This window comes from Roseococcus microcysteis (assembly GCF_014764365.1).
GTDB lineage: Bacteria > Pseudomonadota > Alphaproteobacteria > Acetobacterales > Acetobacteraceae > Roseococcus > Roseococcus microcysteis.
In genome coordinates, this window is record NZ_CP061718.1 from 2,539,496 (window position 1) to 2,561,255 (window position 21,760).

General features: G+C 72.3%; 19 protein-coding genes. 4 read left to right on the plus strand and 15 right to left on the minus strand.

The annotated features are described in order from the left end of the window. Positions 1-9 precede the first annotated feature (9 nt). From tssK to ICW72_RS12340, 15 genes are all read right to left on the minus strand, one after another. Positions 10-1,353, minus strand: a complete 1,344-nt coding sequence (gene tssK, locus ICW72_RS12270; protein WP_191082969.1) for a type VI secretion system baseplate subunit TssK — start codon at positions 1,351-1,353, stop codon at positions 10-12. Positions 1,354-1,385: 32 nt separating this feature from the next. Continuing rightward, entirely contained in the window at positions 1,386-2,963 is a 1,578-nt protein-coding gene (tagH, locus tag ICW72_RS12275) for a type VI secretion system-associated FHA domain protein TagH (protein WP_191082970.1), read from the minus strand. An 81-nt stretch (positions 2,964-3,044) separates the two neighbouring features. Next, a complete protein-coding gene (locus ICW72_RS12280; RefSeq protein WP_223880559.1) occupies positions 3,045-3,299 on the minus strand; it encodes a PAAR domain-containing protein in 255 nt (84 codons plus the stop codon). Between the two features lie 43 nt (positions 3,300-3,342). Then, on the minus strand, positions 3,343-3,945 hold the full coding sequence (locus ICW72_RS12285; RefSeq protein WP_191082972.1) for a DUF6931 family protein: 603 nt from the start codon (positions 3,943-3,945) through the stop codon (positions 3,343-3,345). Continuing rightward, entirely contained in the window at positions 3,945-5,870 is a 1,926-nt protein-coding gene (locus tag ICW72_RS12290) for a type VI secretion system Vgr family protein (RefSeq protein WP_191082973.1), read from the minus strand. Before ICW72_RS12290 ends, ICW72_RS12285 begins: the two co-directional genes overlap by 1 nt. An 82-nt stretch (positions 5,871-5,952) precedes the next feature. After that, positions 5,953-8,844, minus strand: a complete 2,892-nt coding sequence (locus ICW72_RS12295) for a caspase family protein (RefSeq protein ID WP_191082974.1) — start codon at positions 8,842-8,844, stop codon at positions 5,953-5,955. Beyond that, positions 8,844-9,839, minus strand: coding sequence for a YMGG-like glycine zipper-containing protein (locus ICW72_RS12300; RefSeq protein WP_191082975.1), 996 nt, complete (start codon positions 9,837-9,839; stop codon positions 8,844-8,846). Before ICW72_RS12300 ends, ICW72_RS12295 begins: the two co-directional genes overlap by 1 nt. Positions 9,840-9,910: 71 nt before the next feature. Further along, positions 9,911-10,618, minus strand: coding sequence for a DUF1194 domain-containing protein (locus ICW72_RS12305; protein ID WP_223880560.1), 708 nt, complete (start codon positions 10,616-10,618; stop codon positions 9,911-9,913). A gap of 60 nt (positions 10,619-10,678) precedes the next feature. After that, the gene (locus ICW72_RS12310) at positions 10,679-12,085 is read right to left on the minus strand and encodes a malonyl-CoA decarboxylase (RefSeq protein ID WP_223880561.1); all 1,407 of its coding nucleotides are present in this window, start codon (positions 12,083-12,085) and stop codon (positions 10,679-10,681) included. A 72-nt stretch (positions 12,086-12,157) separates the two neighbouring features. Beyond that, a complete protein-coding gene (locus tag ICW72_RS12315) occupies positions 12,158-13,339 on the minus strand; it encodes a CsgG/HfaB family protein (protein WP_191082976.1) in 1,182 nt (393 codons plus the stop codon). Positions 13,340-13,341: 2 nt separating this feature from the next. Continuing rightward, positions 13,342-14,670: a DUF6844 domain-containing protein gene (locus ICW72_RS12320; protein WP_191082977.1), complete on the minus strand. Its 1,329-nt coding sequence runs from the start codon at positions 14,668-14,670 to the stop codon at positions 13,342-13,344. Further along, the gene (locus ICW72_RS12325; protein WP_191082978.1) at positions 14,670-15,230 is read right to left on the minus strand and encodes a penicillin-binding protein activator LpoB; all 561 of its coding nucleotides are present in this window, start codon (positions 15,228-15,230) and stop codon (positions 14,670-14,672) included. Before ICW72_RS12325 ends, ICW72_RS12320 begins: the two co-directional genes overlap by 1 nt. Before the next feature lie 121 nt (positions 15,231-15,351). After that, positions 15,352-15,726, minus strand: a complete 375-nt coding sequence (locus ICW72_RS12330; RefSeq protein ID WP_191082979.1) for a putative periplasmic lipoprotein — start codon at positions 15,724-15,726, stop codon at positions 15,352-15,354. Beyond that, the gene (locus ICW72_RS12335; protein ID WP_191082980.1) at positions 15,723-17,063 is read right to left on the minus strand and encodes a hypothetical protein; all 1,341 of its coding nucleotides are present in this window, start codon (positions 17,061-17,063) and stop codon (positions 15,723-15,725) included. The genes ICW72_RS12330 and ICW72_RS12335 overlap by 4 nt, the downstream gene beginning before the upstream one ends. 186 nt (positions 17,064-17,249) lie before the next feature. After that, entirely contained in the window at positions 17,250-18,668 is a 1,419-nt protein-coding gene (locus tag ICW72_RS12340; protein ID WP_191082981.1) for an NAD(P)H-hydrate dehydratase, read from the minus strand. 48 nt (positions 18,669-18,716) lie between these two features. On the opposite strand from ICW72_RS12340, the gene ICW72_RS12345 reads away from it, so the two are divergent. From ICW72_RS12345 to ICW72_RS12360, 4 genes are all read left to right on the plus strand, one after another. Beyond that, positions 18,717-20,042, plus strand: a complete 1,326-nt coding sequence (locus ICW72_RS12345) for a sulfite oxidase (RefSeq protein WP_191082982.1) — start codon at positions 18,717-18,719, stop codon at positions 20,040-20,042. After that, the gene (locus tag ICW72_RS12350; protein ID WP_191086355.1) at positions 20,042-20,386 is read left to right on the plus strand and encodes an aldehyde dehydrogenase; all 345 of its coding nucleotides are present in this window, start codon (positions 20,042-20,044) and stop codon (positions 20,384-20,386) included. The genes ICW72_RS12345 and ICW72_RS12350 overlap by 1 nt, the downstream gene beginning before the upstream one ends. Positions 20,387-20,394: 8 nt before the next feature. Further along, positions 20,395-21,024 carry an Asp/Glu racemase gene (locus ICW72_RS12355; protein WP_191082983.1) on the plus strand — a complete coding sequence of 210 codons (630 nt, stop codon included), beginning with the start codon at positions 20,395-20,397 and terminating at the stop codon, positions 21,022-21,024. 107 nt (positions 21,025-21,131) lie between these two features. Continuing rightward, positions 21,132-21,683, plus strand: coding sequence for a ParA family protein (locus ICW72_RS12360; RefSeq protein ID WP_332308913.1), 552 nt, complete (start codon positions 21,132-21,134; stop codon positions 21,681-21,683). Positions 21,684-21,760 lie beyond the last annotated feature (77 nt).

Here is a 21,760-nt window from a genome sequence, read left to right on the forward strand (position 1 = left end):
GCCGCCTCCTCACCGATCCGCCCGGATGGCCCAGAGGCTCAGGCGCAGATTGGGAAAATCCCCCGAGACATGGATCGCGAAGCCGCCGCTGGTCTGCATCTGCTGCCAATGGGGTGAGCCGCGGTCCAGCTCGAAATAGACGGCGCCCGCGTGGAAGGGGATCTGCCGGGGCGCCACCGGCAGGGGCCGCACGATGATGCCGGGCAGGGCCACGTGCACCAGTTCCCGGATATGCTCCACCGCGCCGATCTTCACCTGGTTGGGGAAGAGGCGCCGCGTGTTCTCGGCCGGCATGTCGGCCATCACGGTCAGCACGAATTGCCCCCCGCGCAGCAGGTTGCGGTCCAGGATGGGGCCCACGCGCACGCCGTGGCTGCGCTCCTGCAAGGGGATTTCCACCGCCGTCGTCTCCAGCACGGCCGAAAGGCTGCGGCGGAGGTCCGCGATCACGGGCGCAAAGCTGCGTTGCAGGTCGTCGTGCCGATAGGCCGGATAGGCGCTCGCGCGCTTGTCGGGTGCCGTGAAGGTGGCGAGTTCGCCGGCGAGCTGCACCAGCACCCGGAACAGCTCCTCCGGATGCACCAGCCCCGCATCGGCGTAGTGCGCCAGCAGCGGCAGGTTGCGGTTGATGGCCTGGAGCAGGAGGAAATCCGCCACCTCGCCCACGCCGCGCGCGCCGGGCTGGGAGAGGCGCGCGGCCAGGGCCTCGGCCCGCTGGCCCAGCATGCCCACGAGTTCGGAGAGGATGTTGGCCAGCGGCGGCACGGCCGAGGCGCGCAGGCAGGGCGGGATGAAGCGGTCATCCACCACCACGCGCCGGTCGGCCTGCACCTCCACGATGCGCGCGAGGCCGAGGCAGGTGAAGCCCGCGCGTTCCTCGCTCTCCAGCATGAAGCGCAGGCGCGGGCGGCCGAGCGCGAGTTGCGCCGGCAGGGTGGCGTCCGAATGGGTGTCATAGGCGTCGAAGGCGGAAAGCCCGTAGCGCGCGCGGCCCGCGCCATCCTCCACGCCGGCGGCCACCTCCGGGCTGCCCGGCTGGCGCACCGGCAAAGCGAGATAGACCACCTGGTTGCGCGTGCCCTCCGGCAGGTCGAGCGGCGGGGGCTGGTCGGCGCTGCCCGGGATGGCGAAGGGCGTGCCATCCTCCAGGATGCCGGCCACGTTGGACAGGGCGAACTTGCCGGCGGCCAGCAGGTCGCGGTCCAGCGCGAGTTCCGTGATGCCCCAGGGGTGCGGGCGCAGCGGCGCGGCGCGCGCCTGGAGCAGCGCCTCGAAATAGCGGTCCTGCTGCTGGAAGTGCTGGGCGCGGAGGAACATGCCCTCCTGCCAGACGACCTTGTCGTTCCACGCCATGCCGCCTGCCGGACCTCCAGAAAAAACGTCGTTCAGCGGCCGCCGCGCGTCGCCTGCTCATAGGCGCGTGCGAAGGCCTTGCCGAAGGCGCTGTCGAAATCATCCTCGAACTGGTCCTGCACCTGCTGGTGCAGGCGCCGATACGCCTCCCACAGGCGCTTCTCCCGCGCGCCGGGCAGGGAGATGCCGCCCGTGGGCTGCTCGGCCTCCAGCCCCGCGGGGGCGAGGCGCGCGAGCAGGGCGCGGGCGGCGGCCTGGGTGGCGGCGATGGTGGCGAGCTGGTGGGCCGTGAGGTCCTCCACCGTTTCGCGCACCGCCTCCGGCCCGCCGCCGCGCGGGGCCAGCAGGGCCTGGAGCGCGGCTTCGTCCGTCGCGGCGAATTTCAGCGGGTTGTTGCCGGCGGCGCGGAGCATGGTCTGCTCGATGCGGAATTCCCGCTTCACATCCCCGCGCGCGATCAGCAGGGCGCGCAGCCCGCCCACCGCCGCGCGCAGCGCCTCTCCCGCCTGGGCGATGGCGGCGGCGGGGTCGGTGCCCGGGGCGGCGGGGGGCAGGCCCGCGCCCCGCAACAGGATCTCCAGCGCGGCCTGCAGGCCGCCATCGGCGCCCGGCATGGCCATGGGAGGCGGCGGCGCGGGCGCTGGCGGGGACATGGGCGGCGGCGACGCGACGGGGGCGAAGCCCGGCGGCTCCGCGAAAGGGTCCGGCGGTGGGGCGGCGGGCGGTGGTGGCGCTTCCGCGAAGGGGTCCGGCAAGGGCGCCGGGGCGGGGCCCAGCCCGGGCAACGGCGCGGTGAAGGCGGCGGGTGGCGGCGCTTCCGCGAAAGGGTCCGGCAAGGGCGCCGGGGCCGGGCCCAGCCCGGGCAGCGGCGCGGTGAAGGCGGGAGGGGACGGCGGGCGGGGCGCGGCGGCCGGCGGGGTCGCCCTGAAGCCGGATGGCGGCGGCGCATCGGCGAAGGGGTCGGGCAGATGCGCGAAGGGGTCGGCGGGGTCGGGCGCGCGGGGCGGCGCGGGCGGGGTGTTCCAATCCTCCGGCAGCAGGTCCGGCGTGGTCGCGCGGGGCGGGATGAACACGTCCTGCGTGCCGGGCCGGTGGTCGGGCAGGCTGTGGCTGGGCGCATCGGGCGCGAAGGGGTCGAAGTCGGAGGGCAGCAGCGGCGCGCCCCCGGCCGGGGTGCCGCCGGCCGGCCCGAGGCCGGGCAGGGGTGCGGCGAAAATGTCGGAGGGCGGCGGCGGCGCCATCGGGTCCGGCAGGGCGCTCGCGCTGGCCCAGCGCGCCTCGCCGAAGCCCGCCTCCTGCACCACCCGGCACTCGATCTCATAGGCGCCCAGCCGCAGCCGGTCGCCATCGCGCAGCGGCCGCACCTGGTCGCGCCCCACGGGCTCGGCCGCGCCATTCACGAAGGTGCCGTTGGTGGAGAGGTCGCGCAGCTGCCAGCCGCCCGCCAAGTATTCCAGCGCGCAATGCCGCTTGGACAGCACGCGGTCGGGGTCGGTCAGCGGCCAGTCGCACTCCATGCCGCGGCCGAGCGTGTATTCGCCGCCGGGCACCTGCCGCTGCTCGGGCACGGCCTGGTCGGGACAGCGCAACACCGAGAGCACCAGCACCATTCCCGACCCTCCCCTCGTGCCGCAGTAGGCATGCCGTGGCGGGCGGCCGTCAAGCGCGTGGTGGTAGAGGCGGCGCTTTCCTCAACCGCCGATGAGCACCGTGGGCCACCCCATGATGAGCGCCCCGCCATGCGCGCAGCTGTCGCCAATGCGTGCCGCCGGCAGGTTGCCGACCAGCACGGTCATGCTGCCCTTCACGATGGTGTCGGGCGGGCCCACGCACATGCACAGGTCGGTGATGCGCGCCTGGGGCAGCCCGCCGGTCAGCACGGTGGGCATGCCGGTCAGCACAGGGCCGCCGATATGCGGCACCGGCACGGGCGCCGGGGTGGACATGGGGCAGGCATGCATGTCGGTGATGCGTGAGGCCGGCGGCATCTCAGTTCCCTTCCGGTTCCATCCGCCCCGCCCCCCCGGCCGCGATGTCGCGCGCCGAGGCCACGAAGCGCAGCAGCCGCGCGGGCCCGCGCTCGGGCCGCACGCGCACGGCGGCCAGGACGACGGAGCCGGCCACGGCCACGCCCGTCAAATGCTCGGCCGGGGGAACGGCGGGCTGGCCCTCGGGCGCCATGCTGCCGCCCGACCAGAAGGCCCCCACCGCCGCCCAGGCCTCCGCGCTGCGGAAGGCCGCGGCCTCGGCCGCCGCCATGGCCGCGCGGCGCGTCGCCTCCTCCGGCCGGCGCACCCAGGCCTCGGCGGCCAGCAGCGCGGCCTCGTCCACCGGTTTGCGGCCGGGGTCGGGGATGGCGCGCGCGCACATGCAGGCCCACCACACCGCCTCGCGCCGGGGCAGGGCATGGGCGGCGAGGCGCGCGGCGTCGCTGTGGCGTTCCAGCGCCACCAGCCGCGCCACGCCCGCCGTGGCATCGGCCAGGCCACGCAGGGCCTCCTGCCCGGCCTCGTCCAGTTCGAGGCGCGGCAGCAGGGGTTCGAGCGGCACCGCCATCTTGTCGGTGGGCGTCTTGTCGGGGGGGGCGGCCATCAGTTGATCTTCACCAGCGGCGCCTGGATGGTCATGATGCCATTCGCCTTGTGCGTGACCATCACGCCGGAGGTCTCGAGGTTCAGCGAGGCCTTCACCGTGATCATCATGGCCTCCAGCTCGATTCCCATGGGCGTCATGTGGATCTTGCTGCCGCCGCAGGTCAGCGTGATGGACTGCAAGGCCTCGATCTCGATCTTGCCGAGGCTCGCCTTGGTCGAGATGTTGCCCAGCTCCACCAGCGTGGACTGGTTCCCCATCGAGACCTTGGTGTCCATGTTCCCCATCTTCACCAGCAGGCTTTCATTCCCCTGCGTGATGGTGGCGCTGCGGTCGAGCTTCACCGTCTCGGTGTGCTTGCCGTCCACCGTCTCGGTGCGGTGGCGCTTGATCGTCTCGGTGCGGTCGTTCTTGACCAGCAGCGTCATGTCCTTCTCGGCCTGGACGTGGATCTCCTCCGAACCCTTCTTGTCCTCGAAGCGCAGCTCGTTGAAGTTGGACGCCCCTCCCCCCTTGCTGGAGCGCGTCTTGAAGCCCGATTGCGTCTTGTTGGCCGGCAGCGCGTAGATGGGCTTCTGCTCGGCGTTGTAGACGCTGCCGATGATGACGGGCCGGTCGGGGTCGCCGCTGACGAAGGCCACCAGCACCTCGTCCCCCACGCGCGGCAAGGTCCAGGACCCGCCCCAGGCGCCGGCGAAGCCCTGCGCCACCCGCACCCAGCAGGAGGAGGCGTCGTCGCGCGGGCCCGCGCGGTCCCACAGGAAATGCACCTTCACCCGGCCGTATTCGTCGCAATGGATCTCCTCGCCCGCCGCGCCGGTGACGATGGCGCTGTGCACGCCGGGCATGGGTGGGCGCGGGCGCGGAGCGGCGGGGCGCCAGGGCCGGTCGGCCGCCATCAGCACCAGGCGGCTGGAATAGCCCGCGGTGCCATCGCCCGCGAGCTGCGTCTCGTCATAGGCCTCGTGAACCACCTCGTTCAGCAGCCAGGTCAGCGGCGAGGTGGCGTCCAGCCCGTGCAGCACGCGCACCCGCCCGCCCGCGAACAGGGTGGGGTCATTGCCCGAGGCCGAGACGAGGTCCGCGCCCGCCTCATACCCCTCCATGCCGAGCTTGGCCGGGTCCGCGTCGGGCCGGGCCGCGCTGCCGCCGGGCCATTGGTAGATCTCGAAAGCCGCGGCGCCGGGGGAGTTCAGCACCGTCGCCGCCTCTTTCTCCAGCAGGCGGGAGGGGTTCAGCCCGTCATGGTCGTCCAGCTTCATCTTGCCGGGCCGCAGCGCGGAGACGGGGCGCCATTCGGTCAGCGCGCCCATCACATCCGCATCGGGGCGGATCACCTGGGGGTCGCCTTGCACCAGCGGATAGTCGGCGTTGGCGCCGCCGATGACGAGGGTGTGCGCGCTTTCCGTGTGTTCGAAGAAATAGCCGCAGCCCACCTCCTCCAGCAGGCGCTGGGCGAAGTCGAGGTCGGTCTCGTTGAACTGCACGCAATAGCCGCGCGGCGTGGTGGGCACCGAGCCGCCCCAGCGCACCGGCGCCACCTGGTTCTCGCCCAGGATCGTGCCCACGATGTCCTTGACCGACTTGTCCTGGAAGATGCGGCAATCCCCGGTGCGGGAGAGCATCCACAGCCTCGGCACCGCCTCGATCACATAGGAGGCGAGGCCCCGCCCATAGGGCCCGACGCGCGAGAAGCTGCGCACGATGGCGTGGAAATGCCGCGGGGCCACATGGCCCGTGGTGATGGTGCAGGTCACGGGCTTGCCGATGAGGGCGGAGGGCGCCAGCTCCATCTCGGTGGAGATGACCTCGGCGGACAGCGCGAAGGGCGCGCCGATGGCCTCGCGCACCGAGAGGCGGCGCAGCACCAGCGCATCCGGCCCCAGCGTGGTGCTGATGCTCAGAAGCCGGCTGGTCTGGGTCATCTCCAGCGCGCCGCTCAACCGCTCGCTCCCTTGGTTTTCCCAGGGAGCATAGGCCGGAGGCGCGACGCACTGGAAGCGCCGGTCACCGCGGCGCCCCCGCCAGGGGGAAGGAGCGCAGGTCGCGCTGGGCGGAGCGGAACACCGCGTCCTGCCGGTGCTGGCGCTCGGCCGCCAGTTGCGGCACTCGGCGCGTCACCCATTCCCCCAGCGCGAGCGCCGAGACGCGCCCCTCCTGGTCCGCCGGCGCGCGGCCGGTCAGCCCTTCCCTGACGGCGAAGGCGAAGACGCCGTTGCGGTCGTCATAGCTGTCCAGCGCCTCCTGCACCGAGGTGCTGGCGGCCAGCAGGAAGCGCCCCGTCTCGTTGCCCAGCGCCGCCAGGCTATCAATGGTGAGCTGCCCGGCATGGCAGGTGTCAATGAACAGGAACCCGTCCCGCGCGCGGATGCGGGCCAGGGCCGCCACCAGCGCGCCCTCGTCCAGCGCGGACCGTTGCAGGGCCTGCATGTCGGCGGTGGGGGCGGCCACCTCGTGCGGCAGGAAGAGGAAGCGGCGGTCGCCCTCCGCGCGGATGCCGTGGCCCGCCAGATACAGCACGAAGGTGTCCTCGGGCCGGGCCAGCCGGGCCGCGGCGTCCAGCGCGCCCAGGATGTTCGCGCGGGTGGCCTGGGCATCGGTCAGCAGGGTGGCCACCACCTCGCGGAAGACGCCCGCGCCGCGCGCGCGCAGCGTGTCCACCACCGTGCGCGCATCGGCCACCGCGAAGCGCAGGTTCAATTCGCGCACCGCGTATTGGTCCACGCCCACCGCCACCACGATGAGGCGCCCCGCGCCGGGGGTGGTGGCGGCGGCACCGGCGCGGCGCAGCTCCAGCGCCGGGCCCTCGGCAAACAGCGCCTGGTCGTCGGCGTAGAGCCGCGCCGCCACGCGGTTGGGCCCGGGGTCGAGCGGCACTTCCAGCTCGGCCCGGCCCGGCGCGGTGGGGCTGCGCATGGCCAGCCGCCCATTCACCATGACATCCAGCGGGCCGAGCCCCAGGCCACGGTCGGACAGATCGAAGGAAAGGCGCAGCGCCGTCGCCTCGCCCGGCAGCTCCGCCGTGCCCCAGGGCAGGGCCACGCAGCCCTCGGGGGTGACGGCGCAGGCCTCGCCGGGCGCCAGCGCCGGCAGGCGGCCGATGCGGGCGCGCACATCGCCGAGTTCGGCCATGCGGTCCTGGGCCGGGCGCGGATCACCCGCCAGCCGGGCGCGCACGGCGGCGGGCGCGAAAAGGGCACGGTAGGCCTGCTGGAAACTGGCCCATTCCGGCGTCTGCGCGCGGCCATTGTTGAGATGGACCCCCACCAGCTCCTGCCCGCCCAGGGGGGCGTGGTCGAACAGGCCCTCGGGCGTGAACATCACCCAGCGCACGGCATCGGCATGGACGAAGAGGGCCGCGCGCTCCGTCATGCGCGGCCCGTCCAGGCCGATCCAGCGCAGCGTGCCATCGCCCAGCGCCACCACGGCGACCCCTTCCAGCGCCACCACGCCCCAGGCGGTGGCGGGCAGCGGCAGTTCGGCGAGGAGGCGGCCCTGGCGGTCATAGCGGCGCAGCGCGGTGTCCCAGCCCAGCAGGAAGCTCTCGCCATCGGGGGCGATGGCCAGGCTGCGGCTGAACTCGCCGGGGGCTTCGGGCAGCGGGCGGCCATTGAGGCGCGGGCGGTCGCGGTTCTGCCAATCGGTCACCTGCAGGCGCGGGGCCTCGCGCCGCGCCGCGGCCAGCCCCTCGGCCCCGCCCGGCTCCAGCCGCCCGGCGGCGGCGTCGAAGCGCAGCCGGGGGCCGTGCGGGGCCAGGGCGAAGCCCAGCACCCGCCCATCGGCGCTGGCCATGAGCCGCCCGCCCGTCGCACGGAAATCGGCACTGGGCGCGGTGGGCGAATGCGCCAGCGCGCCATCGGGGGTGATGCGCCCCCAGCCCGGATCGGCGGCGGCGAAGGCCACGCCGCCCATGGGCAGCGGCAGCAGATGCGCGATGGCGTCCCGCGCGGCGGGGATGTCGCGCGGCGGGCCCAGGCCGAAATCCGCCCAGCGGCGCACCACGAAGGTAGGCTGGCCGGGCACGGCGGCGGCCGCCCGCGCATAGCCCGCGGCATGGAGCTGCACGCCGCCCTGCCCGTCGCCCGCCCAGGTCACGGCGGGCAATCCTTCGCCCACCAGGCGCGAGGTGTCGGGCGTCAGCACCGGCGCGAGGTCGGTGCCCGAGACCACCTCCACCCGCAGCCGGTCCTCGAAGCCCACCGCCAGCAAAGTGCCATCGGGCGACCACGCCACGCCATAGGGTCGCGCGCCCTGCACCGGGGCGCGGGCGGCCACGCGCCGCCCCTGCCCGTCATGCAGCCGCACCTGCCCATCGGCCGAGGTGGAGGCGAGGCGCCCGTCGCGCGAGAAGGCCACCATGCGCGCCGCGCCCTGCCAGCCCTGGCTGTCCTCGAAGATCAGCCTGCCCTGCCGCGCGTCGAAGACGCGGATGCCCGCGCGCGCGCCGAGCGCCACCGCCAGCCGCGCCCCGTCGGAAGAGACGGCCATGTGCAGCACCGGCGCCGGCAGGCCGGGCAGCCGCGCCAGCATCCGCCCGCTGCCCGTGTCGAAGAGGTAGATGGCGAAGGCCCCGTCCCAGCCATGGCCGGTGAAGCCCGCCGCGAAGGCGCGCGTGCCGTCGGGCGTCAGCGCCACGGCATAGAGCTCACCCTCGCCGCGCGGGCCGATGGGCGGGCGCAGCACGCCCAGCGCCGCGCCATCGGGCAGGGACCAGAGGCGCAGCGTCTTGTCATCCCCCACCGAGGCGAGGATGCGCCCCGCCGCGTCGGTGGCCAGGCGCGAGACGGGCGCGCTATGGGCGCCCGCCTCCACCCGCAGCACCGGCTCACGCGGGGGGTCGGCCCGGGCCGCGCCGGCCCAGAGCAGGCCGAGCGCGAGAAGGAGCCAGGCGGCCCGCATCAGCCCGCCAGTTCGAAGCCACCCGACTGCGCGAGGCGCTCCACATTGCCCAGGCTGTCGTTGAAGCCCTCGCGCCGCACCAGGTTCGTGGCGGCGAGGCTGCGCACGTCGCCGCCCGCCACTTCGGGCGACTGGCCGAGCGTCGCGGCCTGGCCGCGCGTGGTCTGGAAGGCCGAGGTGGGCGCATAGCCGCGCACGCCCGAGGAGGTCTCGACCAAGGTGAAGCCGTCGCGGCCGGGGCGGGCCGAGACCACCTCGCGCGCATTGATCTGCGCCACCTCGGCGCTGCTGCTGCTGGGCGTCAGCCGCACCGGCACGGATTGCCGCGCGGTGACGCGCACGGATTGCGACCGGCTGGCCACCGCGCGCTGCACGCTGTCCTTGCCGCCGGGCACCACATTGTCCACGGCCGTGTCGAACTCCGCCGCGCGGGTGCCGATGCGGCCGCTGATGGTGCGGGCGAGCTGGATGTCGCGCTCGGTCCGCGCGCGGATATCGGCCATCTGCGCCTGGGCGGCGGGGCGGCTGATGCGCCCGTCGCGCAGCGCCACCCGCACGCGCGCGGCGGAGTGGAAGCGGCAATCCATCAGCTGGTTGAAGGCGACCTGCGTGCGGTCGAGCTGCGCGTTCTCGCGCGAGAGGTCGTTCACGATCTGCGCCGTCACGGCCGCCTGGTCCTGCGCCTGGCGCTGCACGGCCACCCAGTAGCCCGTGGCCGCGCCCGCCGCGCCGCCGGCGACGGCGCCGACCAGCGCTCCCTCCCACCGGCCGGAGGCGAGGCCGCCGATCAGCGCGCCGCCCACGGCGCCGATGGCGGCGCCCTGCAGGATGGCCTCGCCATAGAAATCGCCGGTGCTGTCCAGCGCCACCAGCTCGGCACGGCAGGCGTCGCGCCCGTCATCGGCGCCGATACGCCCGGCCTGGGTGCTGACACAGGCGGAGAGCATCACGGCCGCGGTCAGGGCGGCTGTGGCGCGGTATATCGGGCGCGGCATGGCGTTTCATCCCCTGGTTGTGGGGCGAGCGTAACGCGCGGCATGCGGGAAACGCCAGAGGCTTCGGCGGCTCAGGAAATCTCCCGGATCAGCTTGGCGCGGAGCGAGCGCGTCAGGTCCATGCGGCTGTCGGCCTGCATGACGAAGGCGCCGGGGCCGCCGATCACGTCGCGTTCGTAGAGGGCGGCCAGGTTCTCCCCGCTGCGCGTCAGGCCGCCGGGCGCGATGGCCAGCGCGTTCACCACCATGCCGCGCCGCACCACGATGTCCCGCGCGATGGGGGCGGGGCGGTGGCTGCGCATGTCCCCGGCATCGCCCGAGATGTCCATGACCAGCCGTTCCCCGGTGAAGGGGCCTTCGCGCAGCATGTGGCTTGCGTGGTGGATGGCGTCGCCGATGGCGTTCCAGGATTGCGGCGTGCGGGGGGCGCCCAGCAGCGCCTCGGCGAAATCCTGCGCGCTGGCGATACCGCCCACGCGCATCCAGTCCACCACCACCTGCGACCCGCCCGGCGTGCCCCATTCCAGCGCGGCCAGCCCGATGGCGCCACGTCGGCCGGAGGCGATGGCCGCCAGCACGGCGGGGTGGGTGATGGCCTCGGCATAGCCCTCGCGCTGGAGGCGGAACTCCTCCTCGCCGATGGAGCCCGAGGCATCCATGGCCAGCACCAGCAGCACGTCGAGCTGGGTTTGCGACTGCGCGCGGGCGGGCGCGGCCAGCAAGGCTGGGGCGGCGAGCAGGGCCCGCCGGACGAAGGGTGGTGCCATGGGGGACCTCACGGCGCGAATGAAGCGCGAGCCTAGCGGCGCGGCCCCCGGGCCCGCCAGCGAAATACCGACTCAGGCCTTCAGCAGCTTCTTCACCCCATTGGCCATGGGGCGCTTGCCCTCGCCCACATAGGCCTCGTGGTTGTCCTCGATGAAGGCGGGGTCGTAGAGGTAGTTCACCATCAGCCCGGCACTTTCGCGCATGCCCTTCTCGGAGGTGTCGCCGCGCCAGTTCACCCGCTCCACCCGCGCGCCATTGGACAGGTGGAAATGCGCCACCGGATCGGCGGCGCGCTTGGGGTCGCGCCCGGCCTCCACGGCCACCCAGCGGGCGCAGAGCCGCGTCAGCACGCCTTCCAGCGCCTTGTTCGCCGCGGCATCCAGGTTGCGGCGGCCCAGCAGCAGGTGGAGCGCGGTCAGCGGCGCGACTTCGGGCGCGGCGCCGCTGGCGGCGCGGATGGCGTTGGCCTCCTCGGGCGTGAGCAAGGTGGTGTCGCCCGCCTCCTCCCGCTTGGACAGCCAGCGGCAGAAGCCCGGCACCGGCGAGAGGGTGGCGAATTGCTTGAGGTTCGGGAATTCGCGCCCCAGCACCTCCACCACCCGCTTGATGAGGAAATTGCCGAAGGCGATTCCGTCCAGCCCGCGCTGGCAGTTGTTGATGGAGTAGAAGATCGCGGTATCGGCCTGGGTGGGGTCCAGCACATCGGCCGTCGGGTCCAGCAGCGCCTGCACGCTGGAAGCGAGCCCCTTCACCAGCGCGATCTCCACGAAGATCAGCGGCTCCTCCGGCATGCGGGGGTGGAAGAAGGCGTAGCAGCGGCGGTCGGAATCGAGGCGGTTCTTGAGGTCGTCCCAGCTTTCGATGCGGTGCACCGCCTCATAACGGATCAGCTTCTCCAGCAGCGCGGCGGGGCTGTTCCAGTCAATGCGACGCAATTCGAGGAAGCCCACATCGAACCAGGCGGCCAGCAGGCCGCGGAGGTCGGCCTCCAGGGCGCGCAGCAGCGGGTCGCCCTCGGCGGCGCGGAGCAGGTCCTCGCGCAGATCCACCAGCAGGCGCATGCCGTCCGGAATGGCCGCGAATTGCTGCAGCAGGCGGATGCGCGGGGCCTCCAGCGCGCGGCGCATCTGCACCTTGGCGGCAGCGCGGGCGGCGGGGTCGGGGGCGGCGCTCCAGGCGGCGATGGCGCCTTCGACCGCCTTCGGGTCGGCATCGAAGCCGGCCAGGGTGCGCAGGAAGGCCAGGCGCTCCTCGCGCGGCAGGCTGCGATAGGCGGTGGCGAGCAGGGCGGCACGGCCACGGGCCGAGACCTCACCCCCCTTGCCCGCCAGGCAGGCGCGCATCTGGGCCGCGATGTCCTGCGCCTCGGCCTCGCGCGTTCCCACGCGATCGGCCATGTCGCGCCACAGGCCCGTGACGCGGCGGAGCGCGCGGTCCATGAGGGTTTCGCCGGCAGGCAGCACCGTGTCTGGCATCATCGTCTCCGTCAGCCCGGCAATGTAGCGCGGAAATATCCGGAAACAAAGGACGATCGGGCGGCCGGGTTGCGTTCAGTCGAACATCGAGCGGTTGTCGGGCCGGCTGCGCGGCGCGGGCCGTGGCGGGGCCGGCGGTGTGGGCGGGGCGGGGCGCAGCACAACATCGGCCCCGGCCGGCGGCATCTCGCCCTCAACAAGCCGGGCGTAGGACAGGCGGTCATCCACGCGATAGACTTGGATGATGCCAAGCTGACGCTCGACCTGGCCGAGGCTTTCCTGGGTGTAGGGGTCCCGCATTTCCTCGCCCAGCAGCATGGCACGGAAACGCTGGCCCTCGACGACGGTGACGCCACCCTGGTTCAGGATCATTTCCTCCGGCGTCTCGGCGCGCAGAAGCCGCATCGGGTAGATTGTCTGGGTAATCTCGCGGGTTATCCGCGTGGCGATGGCATCCAGCACGGCGGCGAGGTTACCGGAATTGGTGACGCTTGCGCTCCCCGCCCAGCGGACTTGACGCGTCGCGACTTCGAGCACCTGGAAATCAACCGTCCCTTGGGCCTGCGTGCGGACAATGACTTCCCCGGTGATAGACAACTGCCGCTCGTTCCGGGCGGCGCCAACACCCCTGAGGCGGCCTATGACCAGATAGTCCGTCCCGAGAACCTGGCCGATCCGCACGCGTTCAGCGACGGGCGCATCCACGGAAAGCAGCGCCATCTCTCGATGGTAGGCCGCGGTCGCGTCGCGATCGAGCACGGCGAAACGCCGCGATTGGGTCAAGTGCTGAATCAGTCGGTCACGCAGTTGTCGCGCGAACTCCGTTTCGCGCCGCTGTTCGTCGCGGAATTCACCGACAACGAGGCGCCGCCGCGTCTCACCCGTGGGGCTTGTCGCTCGGAAGCGGTCGACTTCCACCAGCAACCGCGCCAGGAACAGCCCGCCGGGCGTAGCCTCGATGGACAGCACTTGGTAGCTACGGACAACGCCGCCCGACCGCCGTTGGATGGCCGTCTGGCTCAAGGCCGAAAGCTCGGTGCGGGAACCGGCCTCAGTCGCGATCTGCAACCCTGACTGTTGCGACAGTGCTTCCGCCTGGATGGCGACCCCAGTGACCTGTTCCACGGCCTGGAGGAGGGCCTGCGCCACGGCTTCCTCCCGCGTCAGCCCGCTGCCCTCGGACTCGACGGTCATCGGTTGGGCAAGCGCCGGTTGCGCCAAGGCCACACACAGGAACAGGGCAAGCAGCCAGCGCATGATCAGAAATCCCGCGATGTGGTGAGCGGCCGTCCTTGGCGCATGCCGGGCTGGCCGGCGGAGTTGTTCGGCTCCACCGCTGTCCCTTGCGGGGTTCGGCCGTCCCGGAAAGCGCGCGTTGCCTGATCGGCGGAGGCCGACCAGACTCGCACCGCGCCGATGATGGGCTGGTTGGTAACGGGGTGGGTCTGCGACCAGGCCAGCAGGGTGGACAGGCCCGTAATGCCCTGAAGGTTGGCGCGGCGGCGCATCACCTGACGCAGGCCGTCCACAAGCGCCGTCGTGGAAGGGGAGGTCTCGACATAGCCGTCCGCGTGACGCTGGACAGCCTGTTCGATTTCCATGCCAATTTCGGAATTGCTGTCGAACTGTCCGCTTCCCGCCAAGTATTCCGCGATCTGCCGGTCTGCCATCTCCCGCACCTGACGGCCGGCAATATCAAGCTCCATCCCGAGCCTGACGCGGTCATTCCCACGATAGCCAATCCCCCACTGGGCGAAGGATAAAAGGGCTGGCATTCCAGCCTCATCCGTCACGCGGCGCACGCCGAAATCATCCAGGAGGCGGCTTCGGTCCGCGACCACCTGACGCAAATCCATTGCGCGCGCAGGTTCCGGGGTGAATTGCCCACGGCGTTGCAGGATATCCCGCGCGATGGCCTTGCTGCGCTCGGATCCCACCATGACGACGCCAATGCGGAAGTTACCGCGTCCGTCATGCACCTCGAAGGTTTGGACCGGCTCAAACCCCACCAGTTCGCCAACGGATCGGCGCACACTGGTTTGGCGCAGGCTGCGCGCCAGCATGACGTGACGCTGCGGCTCAGGCGCCTGGTTCAAGGTTTCCGGTTCTATGCCCAACTCTCGCAGCTCGTTGTCCAGGCGGCCACGCGCGACCGCGAGCAGGCGGCGCAACAGGTCGTTCATCTGGCCCGGGCGGTTCAGCCCTTCCGCCTGGAAGGGCGGAGGCTCGCTGTTGCCGGCGCGAAAAAGCCGTTCGATGGATTCAGCGACGATGCGCGTATTCAGCCGCGAGACAAGCTTGCTTTGCGCTTCAAGCAGCGCCGAATCGAAGGCCAGGGTGCGATGACGTGCCCAATCAGGATGGTCACCACGGACGTTGACGTCGGCTGCGCCGAATTCGAGCAGCACGTCCGCACGTCCGGCGAAGCCGGAATCCGTGATGTACTTGTCGATCGCGTCTTCCAGCCGTTGTCTAGATGCATAGGAAAGCTGCACGAAGTCGGTCTCAGTCTGGCCTACGCCCTGCGCCGTCGCGCCACCCGCCAGCAACAGGCCCGACGTCCCAAGGGCGAAGTTACGCCGGCGCATCACCAGGTCACCGTCCGGCCGGAGCCCACGCGGCTGATCACCTCCTGCCCCTGCCATAGCGCGATGCCGGTGCGGATGTTGGTGAGGTTCAGCTGGAACACGTAGTCCACACGCGTCGCCCCGCCATCCACGCGGTTGGTGCGCTGGATGATGTTGCCCGAGAGGCTGAGGTCCGGCGCGATGACCTGGCCGCGCCCCGCCGTGCGGGCCACCGTGCGCTGGTCCATCATGCTGGACTGGTTGAGCTGCCGCGCCCGCGCCACCAGCGGGTCGGCCGGGCCGTCCAGCCCGACCGCGGTGGTCGTGACCACGCGGCCCGAATTGCTCAGTTCGACCGAAACCAGCTGCGTCAGCTCATTGGTGTTGATCCGCAGCGTGGTGTCGTTGGTGATGCGGCTGATGGCCATCACCCGCGGCTCGCCATTCGGGCGTGGCTGCAGCCGTCCGCTGTCGAGCATGGACCGCACCAGGGCACGGCCCGCTTCCTCGAAGTCACGGTTGTCGAGGCCCATGCCGATGGCGCTGCGGTCGTTGCGCGGATCGATGCGGGTGGTCGGCATGTCGCCCCCCCCGGCTGGCAGGCGGCCAGGAGAAGGGTGGCGCTGGCGCCCAGGACCAGGCGGCGGGAAGTGGGGTGGGTGCTCATGCGGTGGCTCCTTGCCGGCTCGGTTCCCGGTATCGTCAGTTCTCGGTGTCGAAGGTCATGCGGAAATCCTCCGCGCGGGGATGGGGCGCGTCGGCGTCGATGGTCGTCACCGTGCCGCGCGCCAACGACCGGAAGGCGGGTCGGGACAGCAGGGTGGGAATGGGACGCCCGGTGCCGTCCAGCCAATCGGTCTGGACGCGCAGCGGGAAGTCGGCCTCATGCGGGTTCACCACGTCCACATTCACCCGCAGACGCCCGTCGGCGCCCCGTGCCACCACGGGCAGGCCATAGCGCAGGCTGGACGCGGCGGGCGTGATGATCAGCCGCGGGTCGCCCGGCGGGGGCGGCGGGGGCGGGGCCGCGCAGGCGCCCATCAGCAGCAGCGCGGCGAGGAGGGCGGGCCGGGTCACAGCGGATGCACCTGAATGCTCAGCGGGCTGCCCGGCGCCTGTGCCTTGACCAGCACCAGCGCGGAGCGGCCGGCCGGCAGCTGCACCACCTCGGAAGGTCCGCCCAAGGCCTGCAATTCAAGCCGCCCATTGGCCGGCACGGGCAGGCGGGCCGCCTGGAATTCACGCGGCAGCATCAGCCAGGAGCGCGTGTCGGACTGCGTGACATTGGCCGCCGTGGTGGCGGCGACATCCGCCAGGATCGCGACCAGGGGCGAGGCGTTGCGCGTGGCGGCGCCCACGACGCTGATGCCCGCCGCCTTCGCGATCGCCTCGAAGACGGCGGCGGCGAGCAGCCCGTCGTAGCGCGCGCGGAACTCGCTGGCCATCACGCCCTCGATGCTGGCGACCGTGACGGTGGTGGCGCGGGCATTGCCCGCTCGTGCCTCGATGGCGCGATAGGCGTCGGGCTGGAACACCATGCGCGGCATCGAGACGGTGACGGGGCGTATGGTGACGCCGCCATGCATGTAAACGGGCATGGGCACGGTGAAGTTCATCTGCTCGAAGACGGGCGACTGGCCGTTCTCGAAGATCACCCAGACTTGCGGGGCATCGCGCCGGCCCTGCGCCGCGCGGCGCGCCAGCGCCAAATCCTCGGCGACGACGCGGGGGTTCCCCGCGATGCCGGCAACGCGCTCAAAGGCTGTGCGGGCCTGGTCGGCATCACCGGGCTCGCCGCTGTTCAGCAGGAAGAGGGCGCGCAGATAGGTCCCGGCCGGGTTCACGAAAGGCTGGTAGCTGCGCCAGCGGTCCAGGGCCTGCAACTGCTCGCGCACCTCGGGGCTCTGCTGGGCGTTTTGCAGCGCTTGGCTGCGGCTGGGGTCCTGCGCCTGCTGGCGCTCGGCATCGGCCATGGCCGCCGCGATCTCGTTGCGGAAGCGCTGCACCGTGCGGGCCTGGCGTTCCTCAAGACGGTTCAGCTCGACGCGGGCATTGGCCGGATCGCCCCGGCCCAGCATCGCGATGGCCTTGTAGGTGTTGACCATCACGGCGTCATAGGTGCCGAAGCGGTAGGTGCGCCCCCAGTTGAAGCTGGCCTCCTCGGCAGCGCGCATCATCTCCTCGGCGCCATCGAGCAATGTCACGGCCCGCACATGGTCCTGCGCGTGCAAGGCCGTGCCGCCCGCATTCATGGACCAGAGCAGTTCCGTCCCGCGGCCATTCGCGCCCACGCCGGCCAGCCCGGAGGCGATGTTGGTGGCGGCCTGGAAATTCCCCTGGGCCACGGATTGCCGGAAGCCATGCACCGTGCCGCGATCAGCCTGCGGGACGCAGGCGGCCAGAGCGAGGGGCAACAGAAACAGGGCCGCCAGAGCCCTGCCGGCGTGCAGGGGCGCCCGGCACCAGTCAAGAACAACCATAAACGTCCTCCTCAACCCTGGTTCATCACGCCAAGACCCAGACCAGGCACGAAACGCCGAACCAGTTTTCCTACTTCTAATTAATTCTTGGTTGAGGATGCGGGACAGAGGCGATTATCGTCAAGTTGACAATTTTTGGTGACTGTCATCCAAAAGTTCCGGCAAGTCCTCCGCCAGCAGGCCGGGGCCGGCCTGCCGCGCGGCGGCGCCCTGCCACCAGGCGGCGGCGGCGGCGGCCTCGAAGGCCGGCATGCCCTGGGCCAGCAGCGCGGCCGCGATGCCCGCCAGCACATCGCCCGTGCCCCCGGTGGCGAGCCAGGGGGGCGCGTCGTGGTTGATCACCACTTCGCCATCCGGCGCGGCGATCAGCGTGTCGCTGCCCTTGAGCAGCACCACTGCCCCCGTCCGCGCCGCGGCTTCGCGCACGGTGGAAGGCCGGTCCTCGCCGGGCGGGCCAAAGAGGCGGGTGAATTCGCCCGCATGGGGGGTGAGAAGGGCGGCGCCGGACAGCAAATCCGGCGCCCCGGCGCAGGCGGTCAGCGCCCCGGCATCCAGCACTGTGACGCGTCGCGCGGCGTGCAGCGCGGCCAGGGTGGCGCGGGTCGTCTCATCGGGCGGTAATCCGGGACCGGCCAGGAAGACGGCGCGCGGCAGGCTTTCCATCAGCGTGGCGAGCGGCGCCTCGCTGACCAGCAGCCCAGGTTCCGCGACGCGCAGCGCGCGCGCCAGGTCGCGGTCCGGGCAGGCCAGCGTCACCAGCCCCGCCCCGGCGCGCCGTGCCGCCTGAGCGGCGAGGCGCGCGGCCCCCGGCATCTGCGTCCCGCAGAGCACCACCACATGGCCCCGGCTGTGCTTGTGGGTGGCCGCGCCCGGCCGGGGCAGCGTCCACAGCGCCGGGCCATTGGCGAAGGCACGTGGGCGGATGCGGTCCAAAACCCGCGTGGGCAGACCGATATCGGCCAGCACCAATTCGCCGCAGAGATCCCGCCCCGGGTTCAACAGATGCCCCGGCTTGCGGCGGAAGAAGGTGACGGTCAGCGCGGCCTGGGGCGCGAAGCCGCGCGCGGCCCCCGTGGCGCCACAGACACCGGAGGGCACATCCACCGCCACCAGCGGCGCCGCGACACCCCGCAGCATCTCCGCCAGGGGCGCATCCAGCGGCCGTGCCAGCCCGGCGCCGAACAGCGCGTCCACCACCAGCCCGGCGCGCGCGATCGTCTCCGCCGTCAGCGCCCGCATGGGGCCGCGCCATCGCGCGGCCGCCCCGGCCGCATCGCTGCCCGCGCGCGGCGGGGCCAGGGGCGCCACCGCCACATCCCAGCCCGCGCGCTCCAGGTGGCGGGCCGCCACATAGCCATCCCCGCCATTGTTGCCCGGCCCGGCCAGCACCAGCACCCGGCAGGGGCGGAAGCGCGCCTGGATGGCGCGGGCCACGGCGCGCCCCGCCGCCTCCATCAGCGCGGGGCCGTTGCCGGCGAGACGGTCGGCCTCGGCCATCTCGGCGGGGGTCAGCAAGGCCAGGTCGGATCGGGTGGACATATGTGCCAAAGCCCTTAACAATGCAGGAAGCTCAGGGAGGACGTTGAGATGAAAAAGGCTTTCCGCACCGAACGCAGTGCGACCGAACTCTACGCCGATGACCCCGAACGTGCCGATGCCCTGGTGTGGAACCGGCGCGGCGCGCTGAAGGGCGCCGCCCTCGCCGCCATGGGCACCGCGGTGGGCGGCGCCATTCCCTTCTCCGCGCAGATGCCCGGCGGCACCCTGCCCGCCCTCTTCACCCGCCCCGCCGCCGCCCAAGGCTCCGGCGGCCCGCAGATGATGCGGATTGATGGCAAGGTGGAGATGATCCTGCAGGGCGAACGCCCGCTGGTGCTGGAAGCGCCCGAGACCGCGCTGGACGACGCCGTCACGCCCAATGACAAGATTTTTGTGCGCAACAACGGCCAGCTGCCGGAAGTGGCCGCGAACCCCGACGCCTGGCGCTTCACCATTGACGGCGAGGTGAATACCCCGCTGACGCTGACGGTGGCCGAGCTCCGCAGCCGCTTCCAGAACGTGACGCTCCAGCTGCAGATGGAATGCGGTGGCAATGGCCGCGCGCAGTTCCAGCCGCAGACGCGCGGCAACCAATGGGGCAATGGCGCCATCTGCAACGCCGCCTGGACGGGCGTGCGCCTGCGCGACGTGCTGCGCGCCGCCGGCGTGAAGGAGACCGGGCGCTACACGGGCCATTTCGGCGCGGACCCGCATCTCTCCGGGGCCACCGACCGTGCGGCCATCAGCCGCGGCATGCCCGTCGCCAAGGCCATGGACGAGGACACCATCATCGCCTTCGCGGTGAATGGTGGTCCCATCCCGCACATCAATGGCGCGCCGGTGCGGCTGCTGGTGCCGGGCTGGCCAGGCAGCCTCAGCCAGAAATGGCTGACGCGCGTGACGCTGCTGGCCGAACCGCATCGCGGCCAGGGCATGGGCGGCACCAGCTACCGCATGCCGGTGCGGCCCATCGTGCCGGGCAGCAGCAATGACGGCGCGGATTTCGCGGACATGACCTCCATGCCCGTGCGGTCCATCCTCTCCTCCCATGCGCATGGCACGCGGCTGGCGGCGGGCACGCGCAGCCTCGACCTGCGCGGCGCGGCCTGGGCCGGCGACCACACGGTGCGCGCCGTCCATGCCAGCGTGGATTTCGGCCAGACCTGGACCGAGATGCGCGTGGCGGCCCCCGCCAACCGCCACGCCTGGCAGCGCTGGGAAGGCCGCGTCGCCCTGCCCTCGGACGGCTATTATGAGGTGTGGTATCGCGCGACCGACAGCGAGGGCCGCATGCAGCCGCACGCGCCTGCCAACTGGAACCCGCAGGGCTATGGCGCCAACGCCATCAGCCGCGCCGCGATCCTGGTGGGCTGATGCTGCGCGCACTGGCCCTGTTGTTCGCCCTGGGCGGAGGCATCGCTTTCGCCCAAACCAGCCTCGACCAGGCCACCCAGCCGGTCGAGGAGCCCTCCATCCTCCCGGCCGGCGAGGGCCAGGAGGAGGTCTTCTACGCCTGCACCGCCTGCCACAGCACCGCGATCATCCGCCGCAGCCGCTTCAGCGAATCCCGCTGGGACGAGCTGATGACCTGGATGACCGAGGTGCACGGCATGGCCCCGCTGGAAGGTGATGAGCGCCGCCTGATCGTGACCTACCTGGCCCAGCATTTCGGCCCGGCGCAGACCCGCCCCGGCGCGCGCAACCCCTTCCTGAACTGAAGGACCGCGTGGCGCTCACCATCGCCTGCCTGCACACGGGCGCCTCCAATGCCGCGCTGTTCGACGCCGCCGCCGCCGCCCTGCCCGGCGGCGCGCTGCGGCTGACGCATGAATGCCGCCCCGAATGGCTGCGCGCGCCCGATTCGGCGCTGCTGGTGGAGGTCGCCGCCCTGCTGCGCGCCATGGCGGAAGGCGCGGACGCCGTGCTGCTGACCTGCTCCACCATCGGCGAGGCGGTGGATTTCGCCCAGGACGCCCCCCGCCCGGTGCTGCGCGCCGATGCGGCGCTGGCCGCCGCCGCGACGCGCACCGGGGGCGAGGTGACGGTGCTCTATGCCGCGCCCAGCACCCGGGCCAGCACCTGGAAGCTGTTTTCCGAGGCCGCGGCCCGGACCGGCGCCGATGTCGGGCTCTATGGCGTGCCCGGCGCCTGGGCGTTGTTCCAGGAAGGCCGGTTCGAGGAATACCACGCCGCCATCGCCAAGGCGGCGCGCGGCAGGCGGGGGCGGGTGGCGCTGGCCCAGGCCTCCATGGCGCCCGCCGCCGCCCTGCTGCCCGAGGCGCCGCCGCTGACCGTGCCGGGCACCGCCGTGATGGCCGCGGCGCGCGCTGCGTTGCAGCACCGCAAAATGGGGTAGGGTGGGTCCGCGAATCGGACCAGCAGGGGGACGGCCATGGCCTTCGTCATCACCGTCGCGCAGCAGAAGGGGGGGCGGGCAAGTCCACCCTCGCCGCCAACCTCGCCGTGGCGCTGGGCGAGGGCGGCGGCCGCGTCGCCCTGCTCGACACCGACCCGCAAGGCACGCTGGCCCGCTGGCAGGCGCTGCGCGGGGCCGATGCCGCGCCGCTGGGTTTCGAGGCGCCGGCCGGCTGGCGGGTGCAGGGCGCGCTGGACCGCCACCGCCGCGAGGCCGATTTCGTGGTGATCGACACGCCGCCCCATGCCGAGACGGAAAGCCGCCTTGCCATCCGCGCCGCCAACCTGGTGCTGGTGCCGCTGCAACCCTCCCTGCCCGACCTCTGGGCCAGCGAGGCCACGCTGAACCTGGCCGAGGCCGAGCGCCGCGACTATCGCCTGGTGCTGAACCGCATGCCGCCCACGGGCAAGCTGCGCGACGTGATCCTGGGCGAGCTGGCCCGGCGCGGCTCGCCGGTGCTGGAGGAGAGGCTGGGCAACCGTTCCGCCTTCGCCGCCGCCTTCGCCCTGGGCATGGGGGTGACGGAAAGCGAGCCGCGCGGCATGGCGGCGTCCGAGATGCGGGCGCTGGCCGCGGCGCTGCGGGGCTTCACCCCCTGAACTTTTCCGAGGGGGGGAACTTTCCGAGGGGCGAAGTTTCCGCGGGGTCATTCCAACAGTGGCACTCAGGGATTAGC

Bases quoted from the DNA above. Each gene is read 5' to 3' on its own strand.
- tssK (WP_191082969.1), bottom strand. From the start codon at position 1,353: ATGGCGTGGAACGACAAGGTCGTCTGGCAGGAGGGCATGTTCCTCCGC.
- tagH (WP_191082970.1), bottom strand. From the start codon at position 2,963: ATGGTGCTGGTGCTCTCGGTGTTGCGCTGTCCCGACCAGGCCGTGCCC.
- ICW72_RS12280 (WP_223880559.1), bottom strand. From the start codon at position 3,299: ATGTCCACCCCGGCGCCCGTGCCGGTGCCGCATATCGGCGGCCCTGTG.
- ICW72_RS12285 (WP_191082972.1), bottom strand. From the start codon at position 3,945: ATGGCCGCCCCCCCCGACAAGACGCCCACCGACAAGATGGCGGTGCCG.
- ICW72_RS12290 (WP_191082973.1), bottom strand. From the start codon at position 5,870: ATGACCCAGACCAGCCGGCTTCTGAGCATCAGCACCACGCTGGGGCCG.
- ICW72_RS12295 (WP_191082974.1), bottom strand. From the start codon at position 8,844: ATGCGGGCCGCCTGGCTCCTTCTCGCGCTCGGCCTGCTCTGGGCCGGC.
- ICW72_RS12300 (WP_191082975.1), bottom strand. From the start codon at position 9,839: ATGCCGCGCCCGATATACCGCGCCACAGCCGCCCTGACCGCGGCCGTG.
- ICW72_RS12310 (WP_223880561.1), bottom strand. From the start codon at position 12,085: ATGATGCCAGACACGGTGCTGCCTGCCGGCGAAACCCTCATGGACCGC.
- ICW72_RS12315 (WP_191082976.1), bottom strand. From the start codon at position 13,339: ATGCGCTGGCTGCTTGCCCTGTTCCTGTGTGTGGCCTTGGCGCAACCG.
- ICW72_RS12320 (WP_191082977.1), bottom strand. From the start codon at position 14,670: ATGCGCCGGCGTAACTTCGCCCTTGGGACGTCGGGCCTGTTGCTGGCG.
- ICW72_RS12325 (WP_191082978.1), bottom strand. From the start codon at position 15,230: ATGCCGACCACCCGCATCGATCCGCGCAACGACCGCAGCGCCATCGGC.
- ICW72_RS12340 (WP_191082981.1), bottom strand. From the start codon at position 18,668: ATGTCCACCCGATCCGACCTGGCCTTGCTGACCCCCGCCGAGATGGCC.
- ICW72_RS12345 (WP_191082982.1), top strand. From the start codon at position 18,717: ATGAAAAAGGCTTTCCGCACCGAACGCAGTGCGACCGAACTCTACGCC.
- ICW72_RS12350 (WP_191086355.1), top strand. From the start codon at position 20,042: ATGCTGCGCGCACTGGCCCTGTTGTTCGCCCTGGGCGGAGGCATCGCT.